Raw genomic sequence first — 25,663 nt, forward strand, 5'->3', positions numbered from 1 at the left:
TCTTGGATAAATATAATTCGCGATGCACGATCAAAAATACGAGCTTTTTCTCGACCTTCGCGCTTAAAAACAGAAGCGGCAAATGGCGCCCCAGCATTCGGGCGCTGCGCTATGCTACGGTATTTTTGGTGCATCTGCTTTTCGTGCTTTCATTTCGCGCCGATATTCAAATTTTAGAAGGCGACATCAGCGGCTCGCGAATACTTGGCTTTCACCTAGCAGATCCCTTTGCCACCCTTGAGGTGATCGCCGCGCACAAGGATCTGCCGATAAATCTGCTTATCGGCTCGGGCACTATTTTGCTGTTTTATTTCATCGCGGGCGGCAAGGCGTTTTGCTCGTGGATCTGTCCTTACGGAGCGCTTAGCGAGATTGGCGAAAAGCTGCATAATACGCTAATCGCTAAGCACGTCATCAAGGAGCGCGCCCTGCCTCGCGGTATGCGATATGCGATCTGGGCGGTGTTTTTGCTGCTAAGCGCGATTACGGATCTACTCGTTTTTGAAATTTTTAACGTCGTGGGAATTTTATCGCGCCTCATCATCTACGGCTTCTCGCTGGCGGGACTTTGGATCGTTTTTGTGTTTTTGCTCGAAGTATTTTTTAGCAGACGGGTGTGGTGCACGCACCTATGCCCGCTAGGCAGTACCTATTCGCTTGCGGCGAAAGCTAGCCTTAGCAAGATTACTTGGGATAAAAACAGGTGCGATCACTGCGGCGTTTGCCAAGACGTCTGCTTCGTCTCGCACGTGCTAGACATCACTAAAAAAAAGGCGTCCGAAAACCTGGGCGATAAGAGCAAATTTATGTTAAAAGGGATCGACTGCACGCTGTGCGGACGCTGTATCGACGTGTGTCATCAAGACGCACTCGGTATCGGCAATAAGCTAAAAGATATGATCTAAGGAAGCCTATGATAGAGATTAAAAACGTAAGCAAGAAATTTGCAGATCAATTCGTTTTAAAAGATATCGATCTAAATATCGCGGACGGCGAGCAGGTGCTTTTCGTCGGGCAAAACGGCGCGGGCAAAAGCTCGCTGATGCGGACGATTTTAGGCGAATACATACCCACAAGCGGCAGCGTCGCCATCGACGGATTTGATTCGTTTAAGCAGCGCAGCCGCGCTCTACGCGGTATCAGCTTCGTGCCGCAAACCCCGCCGCCGCTTAAGCTGAGCCTAAATGAGCTCATCTATTTCGCCGAGCGCACGGCGGACGCAAGTAGAGCGGACATAGTAAAATTTTGCGACGAAATGGAGCTTGATCTGAGTTCAAATTTAAACAAGCCTTTCTATAAGCTATCCGGCGGTATGAAGCAGAAATTTTTAATTGCGCTAGCATTCGGCAGAGCTAGCAAGGCGATGATTTTCGACGAACCGACCGCTAATCTCGATCCGAGCGCGCGCGAGCGTTTTAAGACGCTTTTGCACAACCACGCAAAAGATAAGAGCTTGATCTTTATTTCGCATAGGCTCGAGGAAGTGGGAGGACTGGTAAAAAGAATGATTTGTATGGATCTAGGGAGGATCGTAGATGATAAAAATGTTTAAAATTATGCTTTGCGCACTTGCGGCGCTTACGTTTTTAGGCTGCGGCGACGAGAAAGACTACGGCAACGTCCACTACGACAGAGACGTGTGCGAGCACTGCCAGATGGCGATCAGCGACAACCGCTTCAGCGTCGATGTGCGCGTGGACGGTAAAAACCACTACTTTGACGACATCGGCTGCTTGGTGGATTTTATGGTTACCAACGACAAACTAAACTGGCTGAAGGACGCCAAAATTTACATCAATGACGCTAGCGGCAACGGCGAGTTTATCGACGCACGTACGGCGCATTTTTACAAGGGCTTCAAAACCCCTATGTCGTTCGGCTGGGGCGCGTTTAAAAACAAGCAAGAGGGCAAGCAAGACTTCAGCTTTGATCAGGTAGTCGCGGCGCTTAAAGCAGGCGGCGGCTCGCACGGCATGGGAATGGGCGATATGGGTCGCGATGCGCACGGCGATCTGGGAAGTATGCATGGCGATATGGGCGGCATGAAAGACCCTCACTCCGCAGAGCACGGCATGAATGAGCCTAAGCATGATATGGGCGGCGGCGATGCAGGTAGCACGGCGCACCCTCAAGGCGAGCCGCACGATATGGGGCAGATGCACGAAAGTAACGGCACTGCGTACGATATGCATTCGGGGCGCTCGCATTAAGGACGCTTTGGCTAAGACGAAATTTTAAGCGGCTTCGTTTTAGGCTAAATTTAAAGCGTGAAATTTCAGCGCACTGCCGCAAACGAGAGCAGACGAGATGAAATTTTACTCTGCAACTTCGGCACGAGGCAAAGCTAGGCTTAGAAAACGGCCGCTAAATTTTATCTCGCGATGCGGCTAAATTTAACGCGCGGCGCAAAATTCGCTCTGCCGAATTAAAATTTACGCAAGCTCGCTAATTTAAAATTTCGCCGTAAATTTAATATTTATCTGGCACGCAATCTCGCCGCTTCGGGATTTTTAGAATTTTAAAATTTATGCCGCGGGATACGCCCCGTTTTTGAAATTTTACGGAGCCGAAATTTAAGCGCCCCCGTCAAACGGCTAATTTTAAAACTACGGCGGATGACGGATAGCGGGCGGCAAACAGCGCGCTGTTTGCAGGCGCCGCAAGCGAGCCGTAAATTTAAAATTTATGCGCGATCCGCAGTCGCAGGCGGCGGATAAAATTTCGCCGCCTGTTTAAAACGCTAGACGGGCAAAATTTAAAGCTATACTCCGCGCCGCAAAACGGTGGAACCGGGCTTAAAAGCGCGCATTTAAGCCGCGCGAGCATCTAAAATTAAAAGCGCGCCGAGGCGCAATAAAGGAATATGAATGAAAAATTTACTCACCATCGCCGCTTTGGATATCAAAGAATCCTTCCGCTCGCGCTGGTTTTTGCTCTATCTGCTGATCTTTAGCGGGCTCGTGGCGGCGTTTTTCATCACGGGGGTGACCGACTCGCGCGTACTCGGTTTTAGCGGGCTTTCGCGATTGCTGTTGCTGTTTATTCAGATCTGCATCATCATCCTGCCCGTCTTCGTGCTCGTAACCACCAGCAAGGCGATCCTAGCCGATCGCGACCTAAACATCCTCGAATACCTGCTAAGCTTTCCGATCTCGCAGGCGCAGTATTACTACGGCAAGGCGCTGGGAAGGCTATTTGGAGTCTTCGTGCCGATATTTTTGTCGCTGTTGCTTGCGATCGTTTGGGGTGCGATCAAGGGTACGGGCATTCCATGGGCGATCTGCCTACTTTATACCGGGTTGCTTTTTAGCTTGTGCGCGGCATTTTTGGGGATCGCGTTTTTGATCTGCGCCGTTTCAAAAAGCCAAGAGATGGGGCTTGGGCTCGCGTTTTTCGTCTGGCTTTTCTGCCTTGCGTTTTTAGATCTCGTGCTGATCGGACTGCTCGCAAAAACGGGCGTAAACGAAAATCTGATCTTTGCGATCGCCCTAACAAACCCGATGGAGGACTTCCGCATCGCCGCTATCAGCCTGTTTGATCCCGATCTTGCGGTCATCGGCACGACGGCGTATTTTATCCTAGATCACTTCGGGCGCGGGCTTTTCATCGCCTTTTCGCTACTCTATCCGATCGCGCTGGGCGCGGCAAGCCTGATTTTGGGCTATTTTATCTTTAGATCAAAGGATTTGGCGTGAAATTTCCACTCATTTTAGCGGCATTTATAGCGCTTTACGGCGCAGCAGAGATGCAAAATTCCGCGGCTCAAAGCTCCGGCTTGGCGCAAAATTTAGGCACGCCCAATAGTACAGGCTCTGGTTCGGCACAAAATTTCAAATCTGCGCGTGAGCCTGCGTGGCTTAAAGACGTAAATCTTACCTGCGCCAAATACGGCATCGATACTAGCGCGCATCCGGAATTTCGCGCCTATGCAAGGCTCAAAGACGGCAGCGCGCTCGCGTTTGCTTCGCCCAAGGCGATGTTTGCATATTTTTTTGAAAGTGGGAGCTTGGGCGCAAATTTTAGCGGAGCTTCCGCAAAGATGAATTCTGAGAATGAAAATTCTTTGGGAGCGAATTCTGCGAGCAAAAATCCAGTTAGCGGCAATTTAGGCGAGGCAAATTCCGCTAGCACAAATCCCCGCGAGGCGAATTCCGCCGACGTAAATTTCGGTGGCGCGGAGCTTTACGTCACCGATTACGCAAGCGGCGAAATTTTGCGGGCGCAGGACGCATTTTATGTATTCGGCAGCGTACTGCAAAGCGCCAGAGGCGACGATCTCATTACATTTGCGAGATTGCGCGACGCGCAAGACTTCATGCGCGAGAAAAAGGGGCATAAAATTTTGCAGTTTCGCGAAATCTCCGCCAAGCTAATCGATTATCTAAGATGATCGAGCCGCTTGGCGAAATTTAAACTAAGTTATTTAGTATATTTTATTCATAAAAATTTATCTTTTATTTTAGTACGCTATTAAGGGAATTTAAAGCAATTAAAAAATACAATCACGTTAAATTTTATCTATAAGAATTAAATAGTGTAGTCTTTTAGTATATTTATTGAGGGCTGCATTCTCACTTATTTTTAAAATAAATTTTAAGGAGACAACCATGGCAAACGACAAAATCGCAAAACAAAAAGGCTCACGCAAGAAGGCTGCGACGGATGAAAATTCCGCTACGAATACGGGAGAAAATTCCGTCGCAGACGCGCTCAAAAGCTCCGCCGCGTCCGTTTTTGATAAAAGTGCAAGCACTGCTAAAAATTCTGCCGCAAACTCTATAACTTCTGCCTCGCTTACTCGCGACAAAATTTCTAAAAATCGCGCCGCAGGTGAGAATTCCTGCGACGAGTGCGATTGCGAAGCCAGAAATTCCGCGTCTGGCTACGATGATAGCGCAAACTCTGCTTCAAGCACCAACTTTGCGGCGTATTCAAGCGCTCAAGGCGCAAGCAACGCCCAAAATTCCGCGATAGGCTCTACGACAAATTCCATCTCAAATCCTGCGAAGAGCCCAAGCAGCAAAGACCACTTCTCTTGCTCGCACGAGCATAGCGATAACTCCGCAATCCACTCGCATCTACACGACGAAGATTTTGCGACCCGCTCACACGATCAAGAAGAAAACCTCGCAGCTTATTTGCACGAATACGGCGCAAATTCTGCGGCGTATTCGCATGAGCACGACGAAGATTCCGTCATCAGCTCGTACGAGCACGACAAACATAGCCATGATCACAAACCCCACTCTCACCGCGCGATTATCGGATTTGACGAACACGGCATCCCAAAAGTTTTAGTGCCCGCAGAGGCTAGCCCGCACACACATAAAGACGCGCATGGCAATCTTTTCGAGCATTTTCACGAGGCGGAATTTACGGCGGATTATATGAAGGCGCTGCTTGAATACAAAAAGACCTTCCCTACAAAGCAAGAAGTACTTGAGAAAACCCCTGATCCTGCCGTGCGCGAAATGATGCTTAGGATGGAGCAGATCGGCGTAGATACGGCGTTTGATCGCTTCGATAAACAGATGCCGATGTGTAGTTATGGACTTAGCGGGGTATGCTGTAAGATCTGCAATATGGGACCTTGCAAAATTACTAAAAAGGCCGATCGTGGCACTTGCGGTGCAGACGCCGATCTCATCGTGTCGCGCAACTTACTGCGCCAAGTAGCCGCGGGCGTAGCTCAACACGGCGCACATGCTAGAGAGCTTCTACTGTCGCTAAAATGGGCGGCACAAGGTAAGCTAGATCTACCAATCATAGGTGAATACAAAATCATCAATACCGCCAAAGTCTTTGGAATTCCAACTGAAGGCAGAGAGTTAAAAGAGGTAGCGATCGAGCTTGCCGATACGCTTTTGACAGATCTTTCGCAAAGTAGCGGCGAGTATAAAACTATCACTGCGCTCGCACCCAAGGAGCGTCAAGAGGTATGGCGCAAGCTGGATATCTTGCCGATTAGTGCGTATAACGAAGTCTTTGAGGCGTATCACCGAACGGGTGTAGGCACGGACGGAGACTGGCGCAGCGTGATGCAGCATCTTTTGCGCTGCGGGCTTGCTTTTACCTTCACCGGCGTAGTAGCTGCAAATATCGCTACAGATGCGCTATTTGGAGTAGGAGATCGCGTAACTTCCAAAAGCAATATGGGCGCGCTTAAAAAAGGCTGGGTCAATATCGCCGTGCACGGACATCTGCCGACATTGGTAAGCCTAATAGTGGAGATCGGAAATTCTAAAGAGTACCAAGACAAGGCTCGCACAATAGGCGCGCAGGGGATCGCATTTTACGGCGTGTGCTGTTCTGGGCTATCGGCGATGTATCGCAACTGGGGCGTCGTGCCGCTCTCAAACGCCGTAACTGCCGAACTCGTCATAGGCACGGGAGCGCTTGATCTTTGGGTCGCCGATGTCCAAGATGTCTATCCTGCGATCATGGATGTAGCTAACTGCTTCCAGACCAAGGTCGTTACCACAAGCTCATCAGCTAGGCTTCCCGGAGCCGAGCATATAGGCTACGATCACCACCATAGCAATATTGCCGAGACTAGGAATTTAGCGCGTAAAATTCTAGATCGCGCATTGCAATCTCACGAAAAGCGCAAGGGACTACCGGTATATATCCCGCCGTATGAAGTCGAGGCCGAAGTGGGCTTTTCGGTAGAATTCGTCCATAAGCACTACGGCGGCATGGAGCCGTTAGCGCACGCGCTAAAAAGCGGTGAAATTTTAGGCATCGTAAATATGGTCGGCTGCACCAATCCTAAAGTGCCTTATGAGCGCGCTATCATAGATGTCGCACAAACCCTAATCGAAAATAACGTCCTAATCCTAACTAACGGCTGCGCGTCGTTTCCGCTAATGAAGCTGGGCTTTTGCCAAAAAAGCGCGTATAAAAAAGCAGGCGCGTCGCTGCGGGCGTTTTTAGAAAAGGATGAGCTTCCGCCGGTATGGCACGTGGGTGAGTGTATCGATAATACCCGCTCCAGCGGAATTTTCGCAGGTATCGCAGGGGTGCTAGACAAAAATCTCTACGAGCTGCCGCTTGCCTTCACCTCTCCCGAGTGGGCGAACGAAAAGGGCGTCGATGCCTCGCTCGGATTCCGTCTAATGGGCATCGACTCGTATCACTGCGTCGAGTATCAAATCCACGGCTCCGCAAACGTCATACACTTTTTCAAAGAGGGCACCAGGCGGGCGCTTGGCTCTGTGATGCACGTAGATACCGATCCGGTCGCACTTGCGCTAAAAATGGTAAGCGACATGCGCTTAAAACGCAAAGCCCTAGGCTGGCAGTAGCGACGGGCGGATTCATTTCGCATCGCATTTTAAGCGATGCGAAATTTCATGATAAAATTTAACCTCTCGCAGGCAAATAAAATCCCACAGCCAAACGGCAAGTAAAATTCTACGACTAAGTGGCTAGCAAAACCAGGGTCAAATAAAGATAAAATTTTCGCGCAGCATCCGTTCGTGGAATTTTAAATCAAATCTTCAAATCCTGCATAAAATTTCGCCGCGCGCCGCATCTGCTGCTAAATAGGTGGAATTTAGCCGGGCAAAATTCCGCCATCAGGCTCAAGTCTATCTTTCGCGAACGGATGAAATTTTAAAATTCCATCTCGCCGTAAATTTCGTAGACGCTCATCTGAAATCCACAAGCTAAATTTTGCTAAAAGCCTTATTGCGCGGAGCTGTACGCCATTAAATTCGCCCGCGTATATGAAAGCCGAAATCATAAAAATTTAATATGATATGTGCTAAAATGCCACATCTGTTTAAGGATTTAGATGTATAAATCAAAGCCGCTGCAGCCACTGCGCCATCATCGGCAGAAGACATCGTGCGAGGCGGAGGCACTGCTGTCAAGTCCTGCGTTTCGCAGCTTGAGGCGGTGCGGCAAAAGCGCGTCTATGCTGCGCCTGCAAACATTTTCGGACGGGACCGCACGGGCGCGATGACGTCACTACAAATCTTGCAGGCGGCTAAAATTTTCATCCGGATCTTTTCTGAAATATTGATCTCGGGGCTATCACGAAGGAATTTTGCCGCAAGCCTTTCGCCTACGAGCTAGAGGGTGGAATATAAAGCGGAATTTTAAGCGGGTTTCAACGAGGCGAAATTTCAAAGATTAAATTTAAGACAAAATATAAAATTTAAAGCAAGGGAAGGTATGAAAAATTTTAAATTTATGCTCGTGCTGCTGATACTGGCGACGATCGCGACGATCGCGATATCGCTTTGCATAGGGCGCTTCGGCCTAAGCATTGACGAGGTTTTAAAAGCGCTTAGCGGCGGCGAAGTAGCGCAAAACGTCCACAACGTCGTTATGGATGTGCGCCTGCCGCGCATCATCGCCGCGGTGCTCGTGGGTGCGGCGCTGGGCATCAGCGGCACGGCGTATCAGGGCGTCTTTAAAAACCAGCTCGTCTCGCCTGATCTTTTAGGCGTGAGCGCCGGAGCTTGCGTGGGCGCAGCGATCGCGATCCTGCTTGATCTAAATATCCTTTTAATCCAGCTTTTCGCCTTTGTTTTCGGGCTCGCGGCGGTTTGCATTACGCTTCTGATCACGCGCGCGCTGCGTTCGAGCGCCACCATAATGCTCGTGCTTGCGGGCATCATCGTAAGCGGTCTAATGGGCGCGCTGATCGGATTTTTAAAATTTATGGCAGATCCCGAGACGAAGCTTGCGGACATCGTGTATTGGCAGCTAGGAAGCCTCGCGAAGGTCGATCCTAGCGTACTAACGATGATAGCGCCGGTGATGGGAGTTTGTATCGCGGTTTTAGTGCTGATGAGCTACCGCATAAACGTCCTATCCATGGGCGATGCGACCGCGGCGAAGCTCGGCGTAAACGTCGTGCTGGAGCGAGGCATCATCATCGTCTGCGCGACGCTGCTAACCGCAAGCAGCGTGTGTATCAGCGGCATAGTCGCGTGGGTGGGGCTTTTGATGCCGCATCTAACGCGCATGATCGTGGGCGTGAGCAATACCAAGGCGATCCCCGCGAGCATATTTTTAAGCGCGATCTTCGTGCTCATCGTAGACGACGTAGCGCGCAGCATAAATCAAAGCGAGATCCCGCTGGGGGTGCTTACGGGCTTTATCGGCACGCTATTTTTTATATTCATCCTGCTTAAAAACAAAAGGAAGCTAAATGGTTAGGATCGAGAGCTTAGACTTCGGCTACGTAAAATCCGCCCCTCTGACGCTGCACAACGTGAATTTCAATCTCGAAGCGGGCGCGATGCTAACGATTTTGGGGCAAAACGGCGCGGGCAAATCGACGCTTTTAAATTTAATCAGCGGCACGCTTGAGCCTCTGCGCGGTAAAATTTCAATTGACGGCAAGGATATGGCGAGCCTCAGCGCCAAAGGGCGCGCCGAGATCATCGGCTACGTCTCGCAAAGCGAGGTCTGCGAGTACGATTACAGCGTCTTTGAGTACGTCCTGATGGGGCGCACGGCGCATATCGGGATCTTTTCGCAGCCGAGCGAAAACGACTACAAGCTCGCGCAGTGCTACATGAAAATGCTTGAAATTTGGCACCTAAAAGACAAGATCATCACGCGCCTAAGCGGCGGTCAGAGGCAGATGGCATCCATCGCACGCGCACTTTGCAGCGAGCCTAAGATCGTGATCTTCGACGAGCCCACCTCGGCGTTAGACTTTGCCAACCAATACAAATTCCTCCGTGCCACGAAGGAGCTTTTAAAAAACGGCTACACCGTAGTTTTAGCCACGCACAATCCCGACTTCGCGCTACTTTTAGGCGGATATGTCGCGCTCGTAAAAGGCGGCGGCGAGGTCGCATACGGCAAGGCCGAGCAGATCATAAAAAGCGAAATTTTAAGCAAGCTATACGATCTGAAGCTCGACGTCAGCTACAACGAAAGGGTCGGCAGGGTGTGTTGCTTGACGTATCCGTTTTGATCCTAACTTCTCGCGGCGGCTAAGCCGCCGCTGCGAGCGGGAGTGCAAGCACTCCCTGCACCCACCTAAAGTTACAGAAATTTTGCTACGCAAAATTTTAAAATTTATCGGTTTAACTTCGCGGACGAGCACAGCTTGTCCTTAAATATAGAAGCTTTTTAAATTTAAAATTTTATCGGTTTAGTCGCGATAGTGAAAGTGTTTGCAGGCGCTAGCGGCGGTAAAATTTTAACGTCCGCGGCGGGGATTTTACGGCGGCGAAATTTTAAAATTTCAAAGCGGGCGGCGAGGCCGGAATTTTAAAATTTGCTCTAAATTTTAAGCATAAAAATCAAAATTTATCGTTACAATTACGTAAAATTTTTAAGGAGCGAAAATGAAAAAAATAGTGCTTTTAAGCGCAGCTGCGGCGCTTGCCGTAAATTTAAGCGCGCAGGAAAATAGCCTTGAGATCTACGCGAACTCCGCCTTCTTGTACCAAAACTTCGGCGCGCAAAAATCAAGCTTCAGCGTGAACGTGCCGGAGTACTTGGATATCCGCAGCATCGAGATCGCGGGCTCCTGCGAAGTGCGCGAATTATCTTTGGGAGAGATTGAGCCCGTGAAAAACGCGGAATTCGCCAAAAAAGAGGCGGACGAAAAGAGCCTGCGCGAGCTAAACGACCGCCTGGTCGCGCTTAAGGCGCAGCAGCGCTTTTTAAGCGATTTTGCGAGCTTAAAAGATAGAAGCTTGGCGAGTTTAAAAGCGGATTCGCAAAAAATTTACGACGAAGTCCTGCTTGTAGCGGGCGAAATTTCAAAGACGGACGAGCAAATCGGAAAGCTCAAAGAGAAAATTTCAAAATACGCGATCAAAAACGAGCGCCGCTTAAACGCGAACTTTGGCTGCGATCCGAGCTTTGTAAAAATAAGCTACCCCGTTGACGTAAGCGCCTACACGCACAACGAGCTCTCGGCAGATCTTGCGAGCGGCAAAATCGAGGTCGCGCAAAAGCTCTCGGTGCAAAATCCGCTAAACGCCGAGCTAGCGAATTTGACGATCGCGCTGTATCCTTACGAATACTCCTCGCAGACTGCGCCGCAGCCGTTTTACCCGTGGTACGAGGGCGAGCCTGCAAGGCCGGCACCCGCAGCGGCTTATAAAAAGGATGTGATGCTAGAGGTGGCGGATATGCAGAGGGCGCCCGCGGCGGAGGCTAGATCGTCGTATCAAAGGACGGGCGCAAATATCGAAAACTCGCTCTCAAAGGCGTGGAAAATTAGCGGCGTGAGCCTCAAAGCGGGCGAGGCGGGCGAGTTTAGCTTCGATAAACAGAGCCTGGATGCGAAATTTGATCTGCTCATCGACGGCTACGGCAGCGAGGCGGCCTACGTGCGAGCTAAATTTAGCCCCGAAAGAAGCATAGAGGAGAGCGAAACGCTAATAAAGCTCGACGGCGTGCAGATCGGGCTCATGCATCTAGGCTTTGCCGCAAACGCCGAGGCTACGGCGTATCTGGGTAAAAACAGCCTGATCGAAATCAAAAAAGAGCAGGCGAACAACTTTACGAAAAACTCCTTTTTCGGCGGCGAAAGCAAAAATTCCATGGCTTGGGAATACGAGATCAAAAACGGCTCCAAGCGCGCTTGGAACGTGGTTTTACAAGAGCGAGCGCCCGTTTCGACGCATGAGGACGTAAAGGTCGCGCTGAAAAACTCGCCCGAGCAGAGCAGCCTCGGCAAGGACGGACTACTTAGCTGGGACTTTGAGCTAAAGCCGGGCGAGAGCAAAAAGATCCGCTTCGGCTACGAGCTAAGCAAACCGAAGAAATAACGAGCTTTGGCGCGGCGCGGTTAAATTTTGCGCAGCGAAGTAGCTTTTGCGGTGCCGCTAAATTTTATGCGGCACCATTTTATGAGACGGACCCCCTTTCGCCACGCCGCTGAATTTTACGAGCAGACTGACTTTTTGTGGCGCGGTTAAATTTTGCGAGCGTAAAGCTAAGGCGCGGCTTTAGAATTTATCTGAAATTTTTGGCGCCGCGTCGCTGAATTTTACGCGCTGCGCCGAGTAAAATTTAAGCGCTACAAGAACCAAAATTTAAATGTTGCGACGATTTAAAATTTGGTAGCGCGAGATATGAAATTTAGCGATGAAAAGAGGGTTTGGTGCGGGTAGAAAAACTTTGAGCATCGCGTAAATTTATCTCAAATTTAAAAGCTCAGGGCGATGAACACGAAGCAAAGGTATAAATTTAACGCAGCGGCGAGGCGTGCTAGCCTTGCTGGCGGCGTTTAAAGGATCGTTATGAAATTTCGCAAACTTAAATTTAAAATCCTAGCCGCAGTGCTACTTTTCTGCGCCGCCTTTATCCGTATAATCCCCGATTACTCCACTTCACGAGGCTTCGCCGTGGTTACTATTTTTAGCTATTACAAATATCAAAAGGGATACTGCCTAAAAGAGAATAGGGTTTTAAGCAACGAAGAGCTACTTCAAAATGCCGCTATAAATTATTTTAAAAGATATCACGACTATGAAATTTTGCGAAATACCATTATCGATGAGCACGATATAAAAATTTTCGGACATAGTTTTTATACGGCGCGCATCTCCAAGCTCTATCTAATCGGCGATTTCAATGAAGAAAACTGGTTTGATTTTTTAGTTGAAAATACCGACAGAAAGAGTTTTGATTATGAGATAAAAGACAAGACGCAAATAGATATCTCCGATCTATCAAAATATTTTGTATACAAGGATGAAATTTTGGGCTTTAGACAGCCTATTATCTTGTCCGAAGAGAAAAATCCATTTCATAACGGAAAAATGTTTTTAGAAAAATCATTTTTAATAAAAGAGAATAAATTTTTTGTGAATTATGCCAGACCTGATTATATAAGTTGGTATATTGAGCTTAACAATAAAGAAGATTTAACAAAAATCAAAAGCAAAGAAAATTTAATACGAATAAAAAACGGATATGAGAACTTAGAAAGCCTTAACGAAGTCTTGGCTTATACTCATATGAAAAATCTACGACGTAAATTCTCATACGATAATTGCGGAAATATAAATTTTGATATCAAAGCTCCGGCGGAACAGGAGCTGGATATGTGGATTCACGGCGGATAAATTTAATTGAAATTTTATCTTAACGAATGTAACCGAAAAAGGATAAGAGATGGGCAAAAAAGAAACTGATTTAAGATTAGAATTAGAGGGCAATTACGGTGCCGATATATTGAGTTATTATTTGTGGGGGAAGAAAACTCCTCCTGGTCCGAAAGAATTAGCCTCTAACGAATGGATGGATAGAAAAGGACTGATATGAAATTTTATAAATCCGCTAAATTTAAAGTGCTGGCGGGCACGCTGCTTCTTATAATAATACTCTGCGCCGTATTTATCCGTATAATTCCCGATTATTCTACTTCACGAGGCTTTGTGATAGTTTCTCTCTCTGACTACGACAAATACAAGCAGGGATACTGCTTAAAAGAGGATAGAATTTTGCCCAAAGAGGAGCTGTATAAAAGAGTAGCAGGAGCGTATTTAGATTATGATATAAAACTAGATTGGATGATTGACGATTACAAATTTAAAACCTACGGTAGTTTTTGGCATAGTAGATACGAGGTTGCATACTATGAACTAGAAAATATAAACTTATCGAATTGTTTTGAAGTATTAGAAAAATATTATCAAGAGGGAAAAACGACCGAGGATATACTGATGAAAGAGCTAAAGGCTAAAAAAACCGATCCAAAGAAATATCTAAAAATAAATTTGAACGATATGAGCGTTGGATTTGATAGACCGATAGTTGGAATAGATGGTAGCGAGAATGATGTTACTGGCACTTTGCTCCTTGATAAATTCGCTATATTTAACGGCAATTATATGCAATTTAACCATTCGGAGTATCTGTGCGATACGAGAGAGAGAGGAAATTTTATTATCGTGAAGAAATATTATAAAGAGAGAAAAAATGCCGTAGTTGGTATCGGAAAAGGTTTTAAATTTGATAACTGCGGCAATATAAATTATCCGCTGGAAGAATATTATTTGGGCGGTAGAGATATAGAGAGGCGCTAAATTCTCTAATATGAATTTTGTTAAAAAATTTAAGGGACTTAAGACCGATGGATGCGGAACAAAGGTATAAATTTCACAGAACGGCGAAGTATGCGTTTGCTTCGCTGGCGGCATTTAAAGGATCATTATGAAATTTCGCAAACTTAAATTTAAAATCCTAGCCGTAGTGCTGCTTCTTATAATAATACTCTGCGCCGCATTTATCCGTATAATTCCCGATTTTTCCACTTCGCGAGGCTTTGTGATAGTTTCTCTCCCTGATTACAACAAATACAAGCAAGGATACTGCCTTAAAGAGGATAGAATTTTACCGAAAGAGGAGCTGTATAAAAGAGCGATTTTGGATTTTTTTGAAAAAGGCAAAATAATTCTTTATACTGCGAGGAGCAATGATTGTAAAAAATTCAAGGATATAAATAAATGCAGAGATATCTATAATAAAATGCTGAATTATTACGCTGCTTATGGGTACGGCAATAAAATAACATATGATAAAGTATTGGAAATAAACCGAGATAGAAATATCTCTTATAATAAATCAAGATATATCTATTTTGAATTACTCAATTTAAAGCCTATTGTTTTGACACAGGAGTCTATAAGCGTAAATTTAGATAAAAATAGTGCAGGATTTACTACTCCGATAATTCAATTGGTAGGCGAGCATGAGTATTATCTATATAATGGAGATGGCATAATTCTAAATAGAAATAAATTGGCTTTTACCTACATCTATCTTTTTGATAGCGAAAAATTTATGGAGCAAATAAATAAAGAATTAAGTTGGTATGAGAACCATAAATCAGATCTTAAACAAAATATTAGCTATTTAGAATTTGATAACTGTGGCACTACGAAAACCAATATAGACAAAAGTGTTGAGAGTATGATAAAAGAATTGGCAAATATGCCCTGATAAAATGTCAAGGAGTGCGCAAGATATAGTGAGTGCAAAGCAAAGGTATAAATTTCACAGGACAGCGAGATATTTGCTCGCTTTGCCGATGGTTTTCTTGCTTGATTGGTGGGCGGCGGCTTTGATTTTGGCGGTTTTGCCTTTTGATGGCGCGCTAAGGATTGCTGTTTTTGTAGCAATATTTGCGATTTTGGATTGCACGCCGCTTTGGTATTTGTTCAAAAGGTATAAAAACTTTAAGCTAAGTAAGCTATTTATAAAAAATCCAAATCTCAGTTTGCTGCTTTTTGCGGTAGAAAATTTATCGCTCGGCGCTTTTTACGGCGGGTTTTTGGCGTGCCTCGCGGAGGGGTATTTTTTGGGCGAGCGTACCGCCGGCTAGAGCGCGGCGTTTGTATTCGCGTTCGCGCTCGTTTGTCTGATCGTTTTCGTGATCTCGTATGTGTTTAACGAAAAGAAAAGTTAAACTTATGCGCCTTTCGCGCCCGCCAAATTTTATCTCTCGCGCGATACGGACTTAGGTGCGGATTTAGCCCTCGCAAGCTGGGCGCTATTTAAAATTTAGCTTATCCCGCTTGCTTTAAAATTTCGTAGTCGAAAAAGCTCCGCCGCGCTCGCTAAATTTTATCTTGCCGCAACTCGAAACCTACTTGCCGCCATACACACTGCGCTTTAGCACTCGCACGATACGCGCCTATTGCCGCTGCGGCGTTTGCAAAATTTTAAAACGGCGCGGAACTCGCCTCGCAAACGACGATATTACGCCGCAGGCTTATCTATTTATTTATGCGGGTAGCGGAAGCCTTCGGCGGGCTAAAGACGAGACCCTTATCTTAGCCGCAAAGCAAGTCCAAGCTTCGGTAGAGAAAAATACGAGCGGCGAATGCAGAAGCAAAAACCAAGCGGGTGCGTTTGCCCCAAATCTAGCCCTTTAGCTTCATCATTTTTTCTAAAATTTCATAGACTAGATCAAACTTCGTAAAGCCGTCCCTGTCTAAAAAATGCCCGCCCTTCTCCACTTCGTAAAACTTAGCATCGATCTGCCCCGCTAACTCGCGGCTGAAGCTAAACGGCACGATATAATCGTCCTTCGCAGAAATTACAGCGCGCTGTTTTGCGGCGGCTTTTATGCGCTCAAAATCAAAGCCTTTATCCATAAACTCATCTAAAATTTTAAATTGCGGATCGCTAAGCGGCTTTGCAAGCCCCGAAACTAGCACGATGCCCTCTACTGCGCCGCCCATGGCACTGCTTTGTAAGAAATTTAAGATCGTAGGGCATCCGAGGCTGTGTCCGACCAGATAGACTTCGCCTTCAAATTTTACGCTTTCTCGCAATGTCTTCAGCCACTCATCAAGCCTTGGGTGCGCAGGCGTAGGCATCGCTAAAATTTCCGCCCTCGCGCCCGATTTTTCGATCTCGCCTTTAAGCCAAGCAAACCAGTGCTTCTTAGGCGAAGCATCGTAGCCGTGCACGATATAGACGCACTTTTGCATATTTTTCTCCTTCGAATTTAAGCTCGCCCCAAACGAGGCGGTACCGACGCAAAGTAGCGAAGCTGCGCACGCCAAGCTAAATTTCATCGCATTTCGTCTTTTGCTATTCATCTATAGCTCCTCTCATTTCTAAAGCGGACATTTTACATCGTTTTTTAAAAAAGACCTCTTAAAACGTTCGCGTAGATCTATAAAAATCTGCTGCAAAGCCGCTTGTGCGCAAAATTTTAAAATTTCAATCCGCGCCCTAGCCCTTGCAAATCGTGATTTTATCGGCAAATTTACCCAAAAAGTGATACCCCGAGCCCGCCTGCGCGATGATATCAAGCACCACGTCCGCATCCCGCACGAGCGTGCCGCCCGCAAAGTCCACGCCGCGCTCAAACAGCACCTGCGGCAATAGCGGCGTGGTGGGCCCCACGAGCACGAGCTTGGCGCCGCTTTTTTTCAGTCGCAAAAGTCCATCGAGCGTGTCGTTGATGAGCGTCGTAGCCGTGATTATCACGTTATCTGCGCGCGGCACGACGCTTGCGGCCTCGCTTGCAGGCAGATAAAACGGCAGCTCCGCCTCTTTGAGCGTGCTTTTGTCGAGCTCTAAAATTTTAAAATCCGCGCCATTTTTCATCAGCGCCTTGATGTAGGGCACCAGCGCGCCCACGACGACGCTAAAGCTACCGCGCTCGATCCGCAGCTGCTCAAAGGGATCGGCGCCGAATTTCACATCATAATCGGCGGTGATTTTATCGAAACACGCCCTTCCGAGCGCATTTAGCGCGGCGAGCGCGAGCGTCTTTTTAAGCGGCGCGGCAGAGCCCAGATCGCGCAGCAGATAGCGCACGCTCTTGCCTGCGATATTGCCCGAATCGGGCATCACGCTTGCTTGCGAGGGGCAGCAAACAGCGCCCGATAGGGACTTTAGCGGCGTATAGCTAAGCCCGCACGCGCCTCCGCTCAGCTTCACGCCGCTAAAAAACAGCCCCACGACCGCGCGCTCGATCTTAATATCCAGCGCCCGGGCGCCTAAAATTTCTTTCGCGCACTCCAGCGTCTGATCTAAAATTTCGCTCATTTTCGCTCCTTTAATGTGGAATTTGGCGCCATTATAGCTTAAAATTTCGGCGCCCGTATTGATATAAATTTATTGATCGCGCGACGGGCGAATGCGGCTTGGAATTTTAAACTAATCGGCGGCGGGACGAAGCGGCAGGCGCGAGATAAAATTTATGTAGCGAGAGCGTATCGTTGCGGCTTGGAATTTTAAACTAATCGGCGGCGCGGACGGATCAAATTTAACGAGAGCAAGCCGATGCGAGCTCAGGCAAATACGAGCAAATTTAATAATTGCGTGCGAACGCAAACTCGGACGCGAGCTAAATTTAACGAAAGCGGCAGCGGCGGGCAAAATTTAATAAAAGGTGGGGGCGCGGGTAAAATTCAAGCCGCACGCGGATAAAATTCAAACGGCGAGCCATATCTGCGACGAGCCATGTCTGTCGCGGGATTAAATTTTATTTCCTACCTGCCGCAAGGCTAAATTTTATTTCATATCCGCCGAAGGGTTAAATTTTATTTCCGATCCATCGCGGGACTAAATTTCATTTTTCGATCCGCCGCGAGGCTAAATTTTATTTTCCGAAAGCAGGATGTTGATGAGCGGATTTAGCAGCGTCTCGCCGCGAGCGGCGCACAGCACGATCTCGTCGTAGTAGTAGTCGCTCCTGCCGTAGTTGTGAAACTCATACGCCCCAAAGCCATATCCCATCGGCGTGATCTCGACGCGCGAGTACCAGGCGTCCTTGGCGATGATGTATTTTTCGGTGTCTTGCGAATAAACCCACACCACGATCTCGTCTCTGTTTTTTTGCCGCATCAGCCACATAAAGACGTTTGCGATGTCGTTGAAAAAATATGTATCGCCGTTTGGCATAACGGCCTGGGCGGTGTTGTACAGATCGTTTATCACCGTGCCGCTCTCGTGGCATAGGTATTTGCCAAATTCGATCTGCAGCGGCTGCTTATCGGTGTTGCCGTGACGCACGGAAATTTTGGATTCGGCTATATCCATGGACGATATGAGTAGTCCCATCACGCAGGCGAGCAAAACCGTGGCAAAAATTTTCTTAATCATAGCAGCGCGCCCCGCACGAAGTAGTATTTGACGACGTAGGCGCTGCAGATAAGCGCGTTTAGAATGAGCCAGAACGAGGAGTATTTAAGCAAGTGGGTGTAGGCGCGCTTAGTGATGAGCTCCGTTAAAAACGGCACGATTCCGAAAAATATACCCAAAAACAGCGAGCCCCAGATCGCATAGCCGACGAAGTAATAATCCTTCAAAAGCATGCAGTACGGGCATTTATGGTTAGGCTGCTCGTAAACGTAAAGCCCGAAAAAATAGGTGATCGCATAGTATGCGACGAACAAAAAGAGCAAATTCAGAGCAAAGCTAGCCATCGACTGCTTTAAGAAATTTAAGATCAAAATGGCGCCCAATATCGCGTAGAAAAAGGTCGCCAAAAGCGCCTGCGTATAGCCGAACGGAAGCTTCGGCGCGCGAAATACGACCGAGCAGCAAAACACCGGCACGCGCAACGGGATATTGATAAAAAATAGAATTTCTAAAATAAACTCCGCCAAAACGCCCATAAAAAGGATGGTAAAGATCAGGTATTTGCGCCGCAGATAGGGAAATTTGCCCGCTTTAAGATCGAGGCTGTTTAAAATAAGCCAGAGCCCAAAGCCGAAGATCAGTAAAATTTTTAAAAGCAGTAGGATGTTGCCGTAGCGGTTCGAGCCCACGACGCCTGCGGAGCACATCGCGCCGGGCACGATCGAAGAGAGCTCGTTTAGGCAGAGCGCGAAAAATATAAACAAAATGATCTTGCACGCTATCGTGAAGAACAAAATGGTGTTGATGAGATAGTTTCTTTTCTCCAGGGAGTATTGTAAATTTGAGGTAGCGTTAAAGTCCCAGTAACGCATGATCCGCACGATATGAAACTGCGAGATCGCCATCAGCGCTATTACGATCAGTTCTACGGCCAAAAACGCGATCACGCTACCCGATAAAAATACGCTCATGCTGAAATTTCTCCGTCTTTTAAAAACACGTATCGATCCACGAAACTTAACTCGTCGAAGAGTATGTCGTGCGTCGCGATCAAAACGGTCTTTTTAAGCTCTTTGAGCTTTGAGAGCATCTCGATAAAGCCGAGCGAGTTTTGTTTGTCTAAATTTGCCGTCGGCTCGTCGGCTAAGATGATCTGCGGCCCCATCACGAGCGCCCTAGCGATGGCGCAGCGCTGCTTCTCGCCGCCGCTAAGGCTCGAGACGATCTGATCTTTTTTATGCGCGATATTGGCGATCTGCATCGCTTCATCTATGCGCGCGCCAAGCTCATCCCCGCTCAACCGCTCAAGGCTAAGCGGCGCAAGGACGTTTTTATAAACGCTAAGCGCCTCAAGCAGGTTGAAAGACTGAAAGATAAAACCGATTTTTTTATGGCGATACGCGGAGCTTTCGATATCGGCTAGCTTAGAGACGTTTGCGCCGTCCACCAAAACCTCGCCGCTACTCGGCTTAGAAAGCGCGCCTATGATGGATAGAAGCGTGCTTTTGCCGCTGCCGCTGACTCCTTTTAAGATTACGATCTGCCCCTCTTCGACGCTTAGGCTTATGTTTTTTAAAGCGCGAAACTCATTCGCCCTGCCCTCGTTGTAAATTTTAAAAAGCTGCTTGATCTCTATCTTGCTCATTTGACCGCCTCGCTCATATCGCCTATAGCGATGCGCCAGGATGGGATGATGACGAAGGCTAAAAACGGGATCACGCTAAAGACGAAGATCAAAAAGAGCATATTGAAATTTATCGCGGGCGTGAAGGTGATGAAATTTCGCAGCTCGCCGCCTAAAAATATATCGCGCAAAAGCGGCGCGTCCAGGATAAAAACATAAGCATACGCGCCCGCGACGCCGAGCAGATAAGCGCTTAGCGAGACGATGAAATTTTGAATAAATTTCATCGCGATGATGTCCTTTATACAAAAGCCGATGCTGCGCAAGATCGCGATCTCCTTTTTCTTCTCGCCGTATGCGAGCGAAATTTGATTTTTCAGCAAGATGAAAAACGAGATCATCGCCACGGCGTAAAGCACCATAAAAATTCCGCCTTTGTAATAATACAGATGCCTCACTTCGGCTACCGCATCCTCGGCGCTAAGAGCCTCCGTGTTGGGGTATAAATTTACGATCTTAAGCGCTACTTCGCTTACTTCGTTGGGGTTGGGCACGCTTACGTAGAGCTTGGTGTATTCGCCCTCCTTCAGGCTCAGTACCTCGCGCGCGGTAGCGGGGTTTAGATAGATCACGTCGTTTGAGACGATGCTGCTTTCATGCGGTGAAATTTTATTAATCTTAATCGCGATTAGGCGCTGTTCGGTTAAGAAGTGAAACTCGTCCTCGTAGTACCACTCGCCCATCGCCGCTTTTACCCCCTCGCCTACGATCATTTCGTTTTCGCTCAGGCTTTCGTCGCCTACGATATGAAACCAAACGCGCTTTTGAGCGAAGTAATACATCCCGTCCACGGCGCCCTGCACTTCGCTGACGCCCGCAATCTTAGAGACGTCGTAGATATAGCCGTCGTGCATCAGATCGCGTTTGCCCGCGCGCAGAGCCTCTACTACGATGTCGGGTCTGAGCTTGATGACTTTTTCGAGATCGTTTTGAATGGAGCCCGAGATGAAAAGCACCGAGCTTAAAATAAAAACGATAAATGCAAATATCGCAAAGCTAAAGGAGTGATCGGCTCTGTCTTTTCGCAGCAGAGTTACGGAGTAGTCGATGAAGCTTTTACTTATCATAGACGAACTCCGCATAGGCCTTGCTCTTAAAGCTGCTCGAGAGCCGCACGTCCTTTATCTCGCGCGCGAGCTTTTGCAGGCACTGCTCGCCCTTTGCGCGATCAAAGCTTACATAATGCACCGCGATGAGCGCGTAAAGGGCGGCAAAAAAGATCGTTAAAGCGCAAATGAGCCTCATAGCCCTTCTATTACGCTCTCTTGAATTTCATCAAATTTAAGTACGCTCTTGCCTCCGTGATCTTTAGCGAAGGTCTTAGCCGCGCTCTCGCTCTCAAACGCAATGAGCTCGTCGCCCATCGGTCCTAAGACGTCGGAGCCGAGCACGAAAAAGGCGCTTTTAGCATCGATCTTGTGTAGCTTGTAGTAGTCGGTTACGAAAATTTTATCAAAGCCCTTGCCCTTTTGGAAGTAGTATTTCATCATATCTTTCACGCCGTCAAAATACAAATTCTCGCCGCCTTGAATTTCTATCATCGCCGCCCAGTTAGGGTTTTTGCCCACTAGCATGCCGCAGACCGGGCATTTAGCGCCCTCAGGCACGACGATCTTTTCAGGTTTTTTCACTTTTGCGTTTTTGTCGCTGCTGCCTAAATTTGCCGGCGCATCCCACAAATATAGCGCTGCGGCTTGCAGGTGTTTGTCGTACTCTGGAGTCTTGCTAGCGCCCTTTGCGTCGCAAGTCTTTTTGAGATGAGCTTTAAGCTCGGAGATGGCTTTGAAGCTTTTGGCGTCCGTTTTAGCGCAGTTTGTTTCGTAAAATTCTTTACCGTGCGCGTAAACGCCGCCCTCGCGCTTGGCTTTGATCATCTTGTTATCGCCCGCGAAGTCCTGTCCCGCAATCTCGTAGGCTTTGGCAAAGTTCATTATCTCGCCGCCGTTTTCGGCTTGGAATTCTTTCGCATCGGCTTCGGTTGAGAAGGCGTATTTGCTATTACGCGTCATCGTGCCTTTGACCTTGCTACCCACGACGTAAAAGGCTTTATTTACGTCGATCAAATTTAGATTTTTCGTATCGACGACCTGCGCATCGCTTGGAATTTTTCCCTCCGTGAGCTCGTATAGGCAGTGCAGAGAAGCTACTTGCTTGCCGTTTACAACATGGTTGGTTTTATAGAATTTAACCAAATTCATTCCGCAAACGGCGCAGTATTCTTTGCCCTCGCCGCTTCCTACAAGCGTAGCCTTGCTAGGATCCACGCTTTGAAACATAGGCTTTGCCGGCTTATTAGCCCCATCCATCGAGGCACCGAAAACGAACGCGACGAGCGCGGCCGAAGCTAAAAACGAACGTAAAATCATACTATCTCCTTAAAAATTTGATGTTTTAAATCTACTTACTAATCGAATTTAAAAATTCCAAATTCTCGCATCCCATCTTGATGCCGCCGTCGCAGCTTTTTTTGAAAAACTCTTTTGCTTTGGCGTTATCGGACTTCACGCCCTTACCTTCGGCATACATTATGGCTAAATTATTGCAGCCGTCGAAGTGGCCGAGGTTGCACGCCTTTTCATACTGCTGCTTTGCCTGCTTATAATCCTGCCCTACCCCCTGCCCAAAGGCGTATAGATAGCCAAGGTTGTTGCAGCCGATGCCGATGTCGCCGCCGCAAGCCTTTTCGTAAAAAATTTTAGCCTTTGCGAAGCTTTGCCGCACGCCCTCGCCTTTCAGATACAGATAGCCCAGGTTATTGCAGCCCATCATATCGCCGTAGGTGCAGGCCTTCTCATAAAGGCTCGCCGCCTTGGCGACGTCCTTTGCAAGCCCAGCGCCGTTTGCGTATAAAAGTCCGAGCGAGGTGCAGCCTTCGTTATCTTTGCAAGCTTTTTCGTAATAAGCCGCGGCCTTGGTGAAATTTTGATCCGCGCCGTTGCCGCTTTCGTAGATATAGCCTAGATTATTGCACGCAAGCGCAAATTTAGCGCCGCACGCCTTCTCGTAGAGGCTGATCGCCTTTTCGAAATTTTTCTCTACGTTGCCGGTGCCCTCAAAATACAAAACGGCTAGATTATAGCAGCCCGAAGCTTTATTTTCCAAACCGCACGCTCTTTCGTAAATTTCTGCGAGTTTTTTATGATCGCCGCTTTGCTGAGCTTGAATGCCCTCGCTGATAAAGCCCGCGTTTGCCGCGGCAGCCAAGGCTAACGCTATTAGAAATTTTTTCAAATTTACTCCTTTATATCGTTTTTACGTCCCTGCCTCTGAAGGCAAGAGCGATTATTAAAAAGACCGCCGCTATTATACAATAAAACGGCGCGGGTATCTGCGGCGCATCGCCTGCGGCGTAAGAGTGCATGCCGGTGAGGTAGAAATTTACGCCGAAATAGGTCATTATGATCGAGCTATACGCGAGCGTCGAGCTCACGCAATAAACATAGATCGAGCCGAGTTTCGGGATAAGCTTTAGATGCAGCACGATCGCATAGACGATGATCGAGACATACGACCAGGTCTCTTTGCTATCCCAGCCCCAGTATCGCCCCCAGCTCTCATTCGCCCACACGCCGCCGAAGAAATTTCCAAGCGTCAGCATCGAAAGCCCCACGATGAGGCTGATCTCGTTGATCGCCGTTATATATCTGATCTGAGCGTTAAGCCGCTCGCGATTGGCGCCGTTTTTAAGCGCCATCAAAACAAGAGCCAAAAGCCCAAGCAGGCAGCTAAGCCCTAAAAATCCATAGCTAGCCGTGATAACCGAGACGTGGATGCTAAGCCAATACGACTTTAGCACCGGCACGAGGTTAGTAATCTGCGGATTTACGAAACTCATATGTGCTACGAGCATCACGATGCTAGCTAGCAAGCAGCTCGCGCTTAGCGTAAGCAGGGACTTTCTAAAAAATATAATCCCGGCAAGCGCCGCCGACCAGCCGATGTAGATCATCGACTCATAGCTATCGCTCCACGGCGCATGAGCCGCGACGTACCAGCGCAGCGCAAGCGCAAGGGTATGTGCCGCAAAGCTTGCGGCAAAGGCTGCGAATAAAATTTTTTGCGCGAGCGCGAAGCGCTTGCCGCAAAGCGCGCCCAAAAGCGCCAATATTAGAGCTACGCCGCCTAGGATCATATAGCAATAAACGAGCTTTTTGAAAACCGAAGCTTTGTTGTAAAATACCTCGGCTTTGACGCGGCTAACGCTTGGAAGAATAGCTTCCGAAGTCGCTCTTTGGTAGTTTTTTAGCTCCGCAAGTGCCACATCCGCTTTAGTCCAATCATTATCCGAAATTCCATCTTGCAGGCCGTTTAGATAGTCGTTTAGCACGCCTTTGATCTGCGGAGCGATACTATAATCCGCAAAGGCGTCGTTCGGCGAGAGCCAGGTGTTTTGCGGGTCGTTCGGCACGGGGATAAATTTAAAAAACACCCCTCTAAAGGTCAGATACGCGATATTGAGCCGCTCGTCGAATTTAATCAGCTCGTTATCGAGCACGCTGCGGCGCGAGGCGCTTTTTTCATTCGCCTCGTCCAGGACGGGGGCGAGCTTGTAGTTGCCGTTTTCATCAAAGACCGAATTAAAGCTCGCATATCGCTCCTGCGGCGCTAAGCCTAGCATCTTTTTAATTTCGTCGTTTTTAATCTTGATGATCTTTTGATCGCGCCAAAACGCGGGATTTAGACTCATTCCTAGGATCATCTGCTCGGCGCTTAAGCCATAAAGCGAATCCGTGCCTGAAATTTTATTTACGATCTCGCTTGCTTCGGTGCTAAGCGGCTTGATCCTGCCCATATAATCTTGCACCAAAAGCTCCGCAAACGCGCCGTTTGCATGAACGCGCGAGTTGGCTTTAAGATTTTGTAGATAGTTTTCATCCGCGGCGCGAAGCTCAATGCTGAAAAAAAGCGGCGCAATCAAAAGAAGCGCGACGGGCGCATTGTTTTTGATAAATTTAGCGAGCTTTTTAAACCTGCTGCCGGCGGTAAAAAGATTGCCGATAAATCCGACGCAAAGCAAGAAATAGCCGAAATAAGTGGGGATTTTACCAGGATCGCGGTTGAGCTCCAACACCGTACCCAGCTCGTCCGTGTCATAGGAGGACTGAAAGAGCTTGAAACGGTCAAAGCTTAGCGGGTGGTTCATATAAATTTCATGCTCTCCCGCACTCTTGCCCTCTTTTAAAATTTCAACGTCGCTGGCGTAGGATGATGGGCTTTGCGAGCCAGGGTAGCGCTCGAGCTTAAATTTCAAAAGCTTTACCGCAAACGGAAGCTCTATCAGTTTCGAGCCCCAGCTTAGCATTATCTCTTCGCCGTCAAAGTTTAAAATTTTAGGCTCACCCAGCCAGCCAGCGCCGCCGTGAAGCTCTGCCTCTTGCTCGCTTCCGCCCTCAAAGCCCGCTTTTACCGCGAGCGTTCCCTGCTCGCCTTTGGGCGCGGGTT

General features: G+C 47.9%; 25 protein-coding genes. 15 read left to right on the forward strand and 10 right to left on the reverse strand.

What is annotated here, in order from left to right; translation table 11 throughout:
• Nucleotides 1–2: 2 nt before the first annotated feature.
• The 15 genes from Q0144_RS00070 (at nucleotide 3) to Q0144_RS00140 (ending at nucleotide 15,869) form a co-directional block, all read left to right on the forward strand.
• Nucleotides 3–905, forward strand: a complete 903-nt coding sequence (locus Q0144_RS00070) for a NapH/MauN family ferredoxin-type protein (RefSeq protein ID WP_297989660.1) — start codon at nucleotides 3–5, stop codon at nucleotides 903–905.
• An 8-nt stretch (nucleotides 906–913) separates the two neighbouring features.
• Nucleotides 914–1,552, forward strand: coding sequence for an ABC transporter ATP-binding protein (locus Q0144_RS00075; protein ID WP_298060706.1), 639 nt, complete (start codon nucleotides 914–916; stop codon nucleotides 1,550–1,552).
• On the forward strand, nucleotides 1,536–2,210 hold the full coding sequence (locus Q0144_RS00080; protein WP_298060710.1) for a hypothetical protein: 675 nt from the start codon (nucleotides 1,536–1,538) through the stop codon (nucleotides 2,208–2,210). The genes Q0144_RS00075 and Q0144_RS00080 overlap by 17 nt, the downstream gene beginning before the upstream one ends.
• Before the next feature lie 657 nt (nucleotides 2,211–2,867).
• Entirely contained in the window at nucleotides 2,868–3,695 is an 828-nt protein-coding gene (locus tag Q0144_RS00085) for an ABC transporter permease subunit (RefSeq protein ID WP_298060713.1), read from the forward strand.
• On the forward strand, nucleotides 3,692–4,390 hold the full coding sequence (locus tag Q0144_RS00090; RefSeq protein WP_298060715.1) for a nitrous oxide reductase accessory protein NosL: 699 nt from the start codon (nucleotides 3,692–3,694) through the stop codon (nucleotides 4,388–4,390). Before Q0144_RS00085 ends, Q0144_RS00090 begins: the two co-directional genes overlap by 4 nt.
• Before the next feature lie 217 nt (nucleotides 4,391–4,607).
• Complete coding sequence (locus Q0144_RS00095) at nucleotides 4,608–7,304, forward strand: carbon monoxide dehydrogenase (protein WP_298060716.1); 2,697 nt, start codon at nucleotides 4,608–4,610, stop codon at nucleotides 7,302–7,304.
• 874 nt (nucleotides 7,305–8,178) lie between these two features.
• The gene (locus tag Q0144_RS00100) at nucleotides 8,179–9,171 is read left to right on the forward strand and encodes an iron ABC transporter permease (protein ID WP_298060717.1); all 993 of its coding nucleotides are present in this window, start codon (nucleotides 8,179–8,181) and stop codon (nucleotides 9,169–9,171) included.
• Nucleotides 9,164–9,940, forward strand: a complete 777-nt coding sequence (locus tag Q0144_RS00105; protein ID WP_298060718.1) for an ABC transporter ATP-binding protein — start codon at nucleotides 9,164–9,166, stop codon at nucleotides 9,938–9,940. Before Q0144_RS00100 ends, Q0144_RS00105 begins: the two co-directional genes overlap by 8 nt.
• Before the next feature lie 376 nt (nucleotides 9,941–10,316).
• On the forward strand, nucleotides 10,317–11,753 hold the full coding sequence (locus Q0144_RS00110) for a DUF4139 domain-containing protein (RefSeq protein WP_298060720.1): 1,437 nt from the start codon (nucleotides 10,317–10,319) through the stop codon (nucleotides 11,751–11,753).
• Between the two features lie 474 nt (nucleotides 11,754–12,227).
• On the forward strand, nucleotides 12,228–13,055 hold the full coding sequence (locus Q0144_RS00115; protein WP_298060723.1) for a hypothetical protein: 828 nt from the start codon (nucleotides 12,228–12,230) through the stop codon (nucleotides 13,053–13,055).
• 49 nt (nucleotides 13,056–13,104) lie between these two features.
• Nucleotides 13,105–13,254, forward strand: a complete 150-nt coding sequence (locus tag Q0144_RS00120; protein ID WP_298060725.1) for a hypothetical protein — start codon at nucleotides 13,105–13,107, stop codon at nucleotides 13,252–13,254.
• Complete coding sequence (locus Q0144_RS00125; RefSeq protein ID WP_298060727.1) at nucleotides 13,251–14,018, forward strand: hypothetical protein; 768 nt, start codon at nucleotides 13,251–13,253, stop codon at nucleotides 14,016–14,018. Before Q0144_RS00120 ends, Q0144_RS00125 begins: the two co-directional genes overlap by 4 nt.
• Before the next feature lie 127 nt (nucleotides 14,019–14,145).
• A complete protein-coding gene (locus tag Q0144_RS00130) occupies nucleotides 14,146–14,934 on the forward strand; it encodes a hypothetical protein (RefSeq protein ID WP_298060729.1) in 789 nt (262 codons plus the stop codon).
• Between the two features lie 28 nt (nucleotides 14,935–14,962).
• Complete coding sequence (locus tag Q0144_RS00135) at nucleotides 14,963–15,316, forward strand: hypothetical protein (RefSeq protein WP_298060731.1); 354 nt, start codon at nucleotides 14,963–14,965, stop codon at nucleotides 15,314–15,316.
• 247 nt (nucleotides 15,317–15,563) lie between these two features.
• Entirely contained in the window at nucleotides 15,564–15,869 is a 306-nt protein-coding gene (locus Q0144_RS00140) for a hypothetical protein (protein WP_298060732.1), read from the forward strand.
• Here Q0144_RS00140 and Q0144_RS00145 read toward each other — a convergent pair.
• From Q0144_RS00145 to ccsA, 10 genes are all read right to left on the reverse strand, one after another.
• Nucleotides 15,858–16,541 carry an alpha/beta hydrolase gene (locus tag Q0144_RS00145; RefSeq protein ID WP_298060733.1) on the reverse strand — a complete coding sequence of 228 codons (684 nt, stop codon included), beginning with the start codon at nucleotides 16,539–16,541 and terminating at the stop codon, nucleotides 15,858–15,860. The genes Q0144_RS00140 and Q0144_RS00145 overlap by 12 nt on opposite strands.
• A gap of 136 nt (nucleotides 16,542–16,677) precedes the next feature.
• A complete protein-coding gene (locus Q0144_RS00150; protein WP_298060735.1) occupies nucleotides 16,678–17,499 on the reverse strand; it encodes a DUF364 domain-containing protein in 822 nt (273 codons plus the stop codon).
• A gap of 549 nt (nucleotides 17,500–18,048) precedes the next feature.
• Nucleotides 18,049–18,558, reverse strand: coding sequence for a hypothetical protein (locus tag Q0144_RS00155; protein WP_298060736.1), 510 nt, complete (start codon nucleotides 18,556–18,558; stop codon nucleotides 18,049–18,051).
• Entirely contained in the window at nucleotides 18,555–19,508 is a 954-nt protein-coding gene (locus Q0144_RS00160) for a hypothetical protein (protein WP_298060738.1), read from the reverse strand. Before Q0144_RS00160 ends, Q0144_RS00155 begins: the two co-directional genes overlap by 4 nt.
• The gene (locus Q0144_RS00165) at nucleotides 19,505–20,182 is read right to left on the reverse strand and encodes an ABC transporter ATP-binding protein (RefSeq protein ID WP_297941330.1); all 678 of its coding nucleotides are present in this window, start codon (nucleotides 20,180–20,182) and stop codon (nucleotides 19,505–19,507) included. Before Q0144_RS00165 ends, Q0144_RS00160 begins: the two co-directional genes overlap by 4 nt.
• Nucleotides 20,179–21,288, reverse strand: coding sequence for an FtsX-like permease family protein (locus Q0144_RS00170; RefSeq protein ID WP_298060740.1), 1,110 nt, complete (start codon nucleotides 21,286–21,288; stop codon nucleotides 20,179–20,181). The genes Q0144_RS00165 and Q0144_RS00170 overlap by 4 nt, the downstream gene beginning before the upstream one ends.
• A complete protein-coding gene (locus tag Q0144_RS00175) occupies nucleotides 21,278–21,466 on the reverse strand; it encodes a hypothetical protein (protein ID WP_297994894.1) in 189 nt (62 codons plus the stop codon). The genes Q0144_RS00170 and Q0144_RS00175 overlap by 11 nt, the downstream gene beginning before the upstream one ends.
• The gene (locus tag Q0144_RS00180) at nucleotides 21,463–22,587 is read right to left on the reverse strand and encodes a nitrous oxide reductase accessory protein NosL (RefSeq protein WP_298060742.1); all 1,125 of its coding nucleotides are present in this window, start codon (nucleotides 22,585–22,587) and stop codon (nucleotides 21,463–21,465) included. The genes Q0144_RS00175 and Q0144_RS00180 overlap by 4 nt, the downstream gene beginning before the upstream one ends.
• Before the next feature lie 31 nt (nucleotides 22,588–22,618).
• A complete protein-coding gene (locus Q0144_RS00185) occupies nucleotides 22,619–23,452 on the reverse strand; it encodes a tetratricopeptide repeat protein (protein WP_298060743.1) in 834 nt (277 codons plus the stop codon).
• Between the two features lie 10 nt (nucleotides 23,453–23,462).
• The coding region (gene ccsA / locus Q0144_RS00190) for a cytochrome c biogenesis protein CcsA (protein ID WP_298060745.1) at nucleotides 23,463–25,663 on the reverse strand (2,201 nt) is incomplete at its 5' end.

The organism is uncultured Campylobacter sp., assembly GCF_938045345.1.
In the GTDB taxonomy this organism is placed as follows: Bacteria; Campylobacterota; Campylobacteria; order Campylobacterales; family Campylobacteraceae; genus Campylobacter_B.

Bases quoted from the DNA above. Each gene is read 5' to 3' on its own strand.
- Q0144_RS00075 (WP_298060706.1), top strand. From the start codon at position 914: ATGATAGAGATTAAAAACGTAAGCAAGAAATTTGCAGATCAATTCGTT.
- Q0144_RS00080 (WP_298060710.1), top strand. From the start codon at position 1,536: ATGATAAAAATGTTTAAAATTATGCTTTGCGCACTTGCGGCGCTTACG.
- Q0144_RS00085 (WP_298060713.1), top strand. From the start codon at position 2,868: ATGAAAAATTTACTCACCATCGCCGCTTTGGATATCAAAGAATCCTTC.
- Q0144_RS00095 (WP_298060716.1), top strand. From the start codon at position 4,608: ATGGCAAACGACAAAATCGCAAAACAAAAAGGCTCACGCAAGAAGGCT.
- Q0144_RS00100 (WP_298060717.1), top strand. From the start codon at position 8,179: ATGAAAAATTTTAAATTTATGCTCGTGCTGCTGATACTGGCGACGATC.
- Q0144_RS00105 (WP_298060718.1), top strand. From the start codon at position 9,164: ATGGTTAGGATCGAGAGCTTAGACTTCGGCTACGTAAAATCCGCCCCT.
- Q0144_RS00110 (WP_298060720.1), top strand. From the start codon at position 10,317: ATGAAAAAAATAGTGCTTTTAAGCGCAGCTGCGGCGCTTGCCGTAAAT.
- Q0144_RS00115 (WP_298060723.1), top strand. From the start codon at position 12,228: ATGAAATTTCGCAAACTTAAATTTAAAATCCTAGCCGCAGTGCTACTT.
- Q0144_RS00120 (WP_298060725.1), top strand. From the start codon at position 13,105: ATGGGCAAAAAAGAAACTGATTTAAGATTAGAATTAGAGGGCAATTAC.
- Q0144_RS00125 (WP_298060727.1), top strand. From the start codon at position 13,251: ATGAAATTTTATAAATCCGCTAAATTTAAAGTGCTGGCGGGCACGCTG.
- Q0144_RS00130 (WP_298060729.1), top strand. From the start codon at position 14,146: ATGAAATTTCGCAAACTTAAATTTAAAATCCTAGCCGTAGTGCTGCTT.
- Q0144_RS00145 (WP_298060733.1), bottom strand. From the start codon at position 16,541: ATGAATAGCAAAAGACGAAATGCGATGAAATTTAGCTTGGCGTGCGCA.
- Q0144_RS00150 (WP_298060735.1), bottom strand. From the start codon at position 17,499: ATGAGCGAAATTTTAGATCAGACGCTGGAGTGCGCGAAAGAAATTTTA.
- Q0144_RS00155 (WP_298060736.1), bottom strand. From the start codon at position 18,558: ATGATTAAGAAAATTTTTGCCACGGTTTTGCTCGCCTGCGTGATGGGA.
- Q0144_RS00160 (WP_298060738.1), bottom strand. From the start codon at position 19,508: ATGAGCGTATTTTTATCGGGTAGCGTGATCGCGTTTTTGGCCGTAGAA.
- Q0144_RS00165 (WP_297941330.1), bottom strand. From the start codon at position 20,182: ATGAGCAAGATAGAGATCAAGCAGCTTTTTAAAATTTACAACGAGGGC.
- Q0144_RS00170 (WP_298060740.1), bottom strand. From the start codon at position 21,288: ATGATAAGTAAAAGCTTCATCGACTACTCCGTAACTCTGCTGCGAAAA.
- Q0144_RS00175 (WP_297994894.1), bottom strand. From the start codon at position 21,466: ATGAGGCTCATTTGCGCTTTAACGATCTTTTTTGCCGCCCTTTACGCG.
- Q0144_RS00180 (WP_298060742.1), bottom strand. From the start codon at position 22,587: ATGATTTTACGTTCGTTTTTAGCTTCGGCCGCGCTCGTCGCGTTCGTT.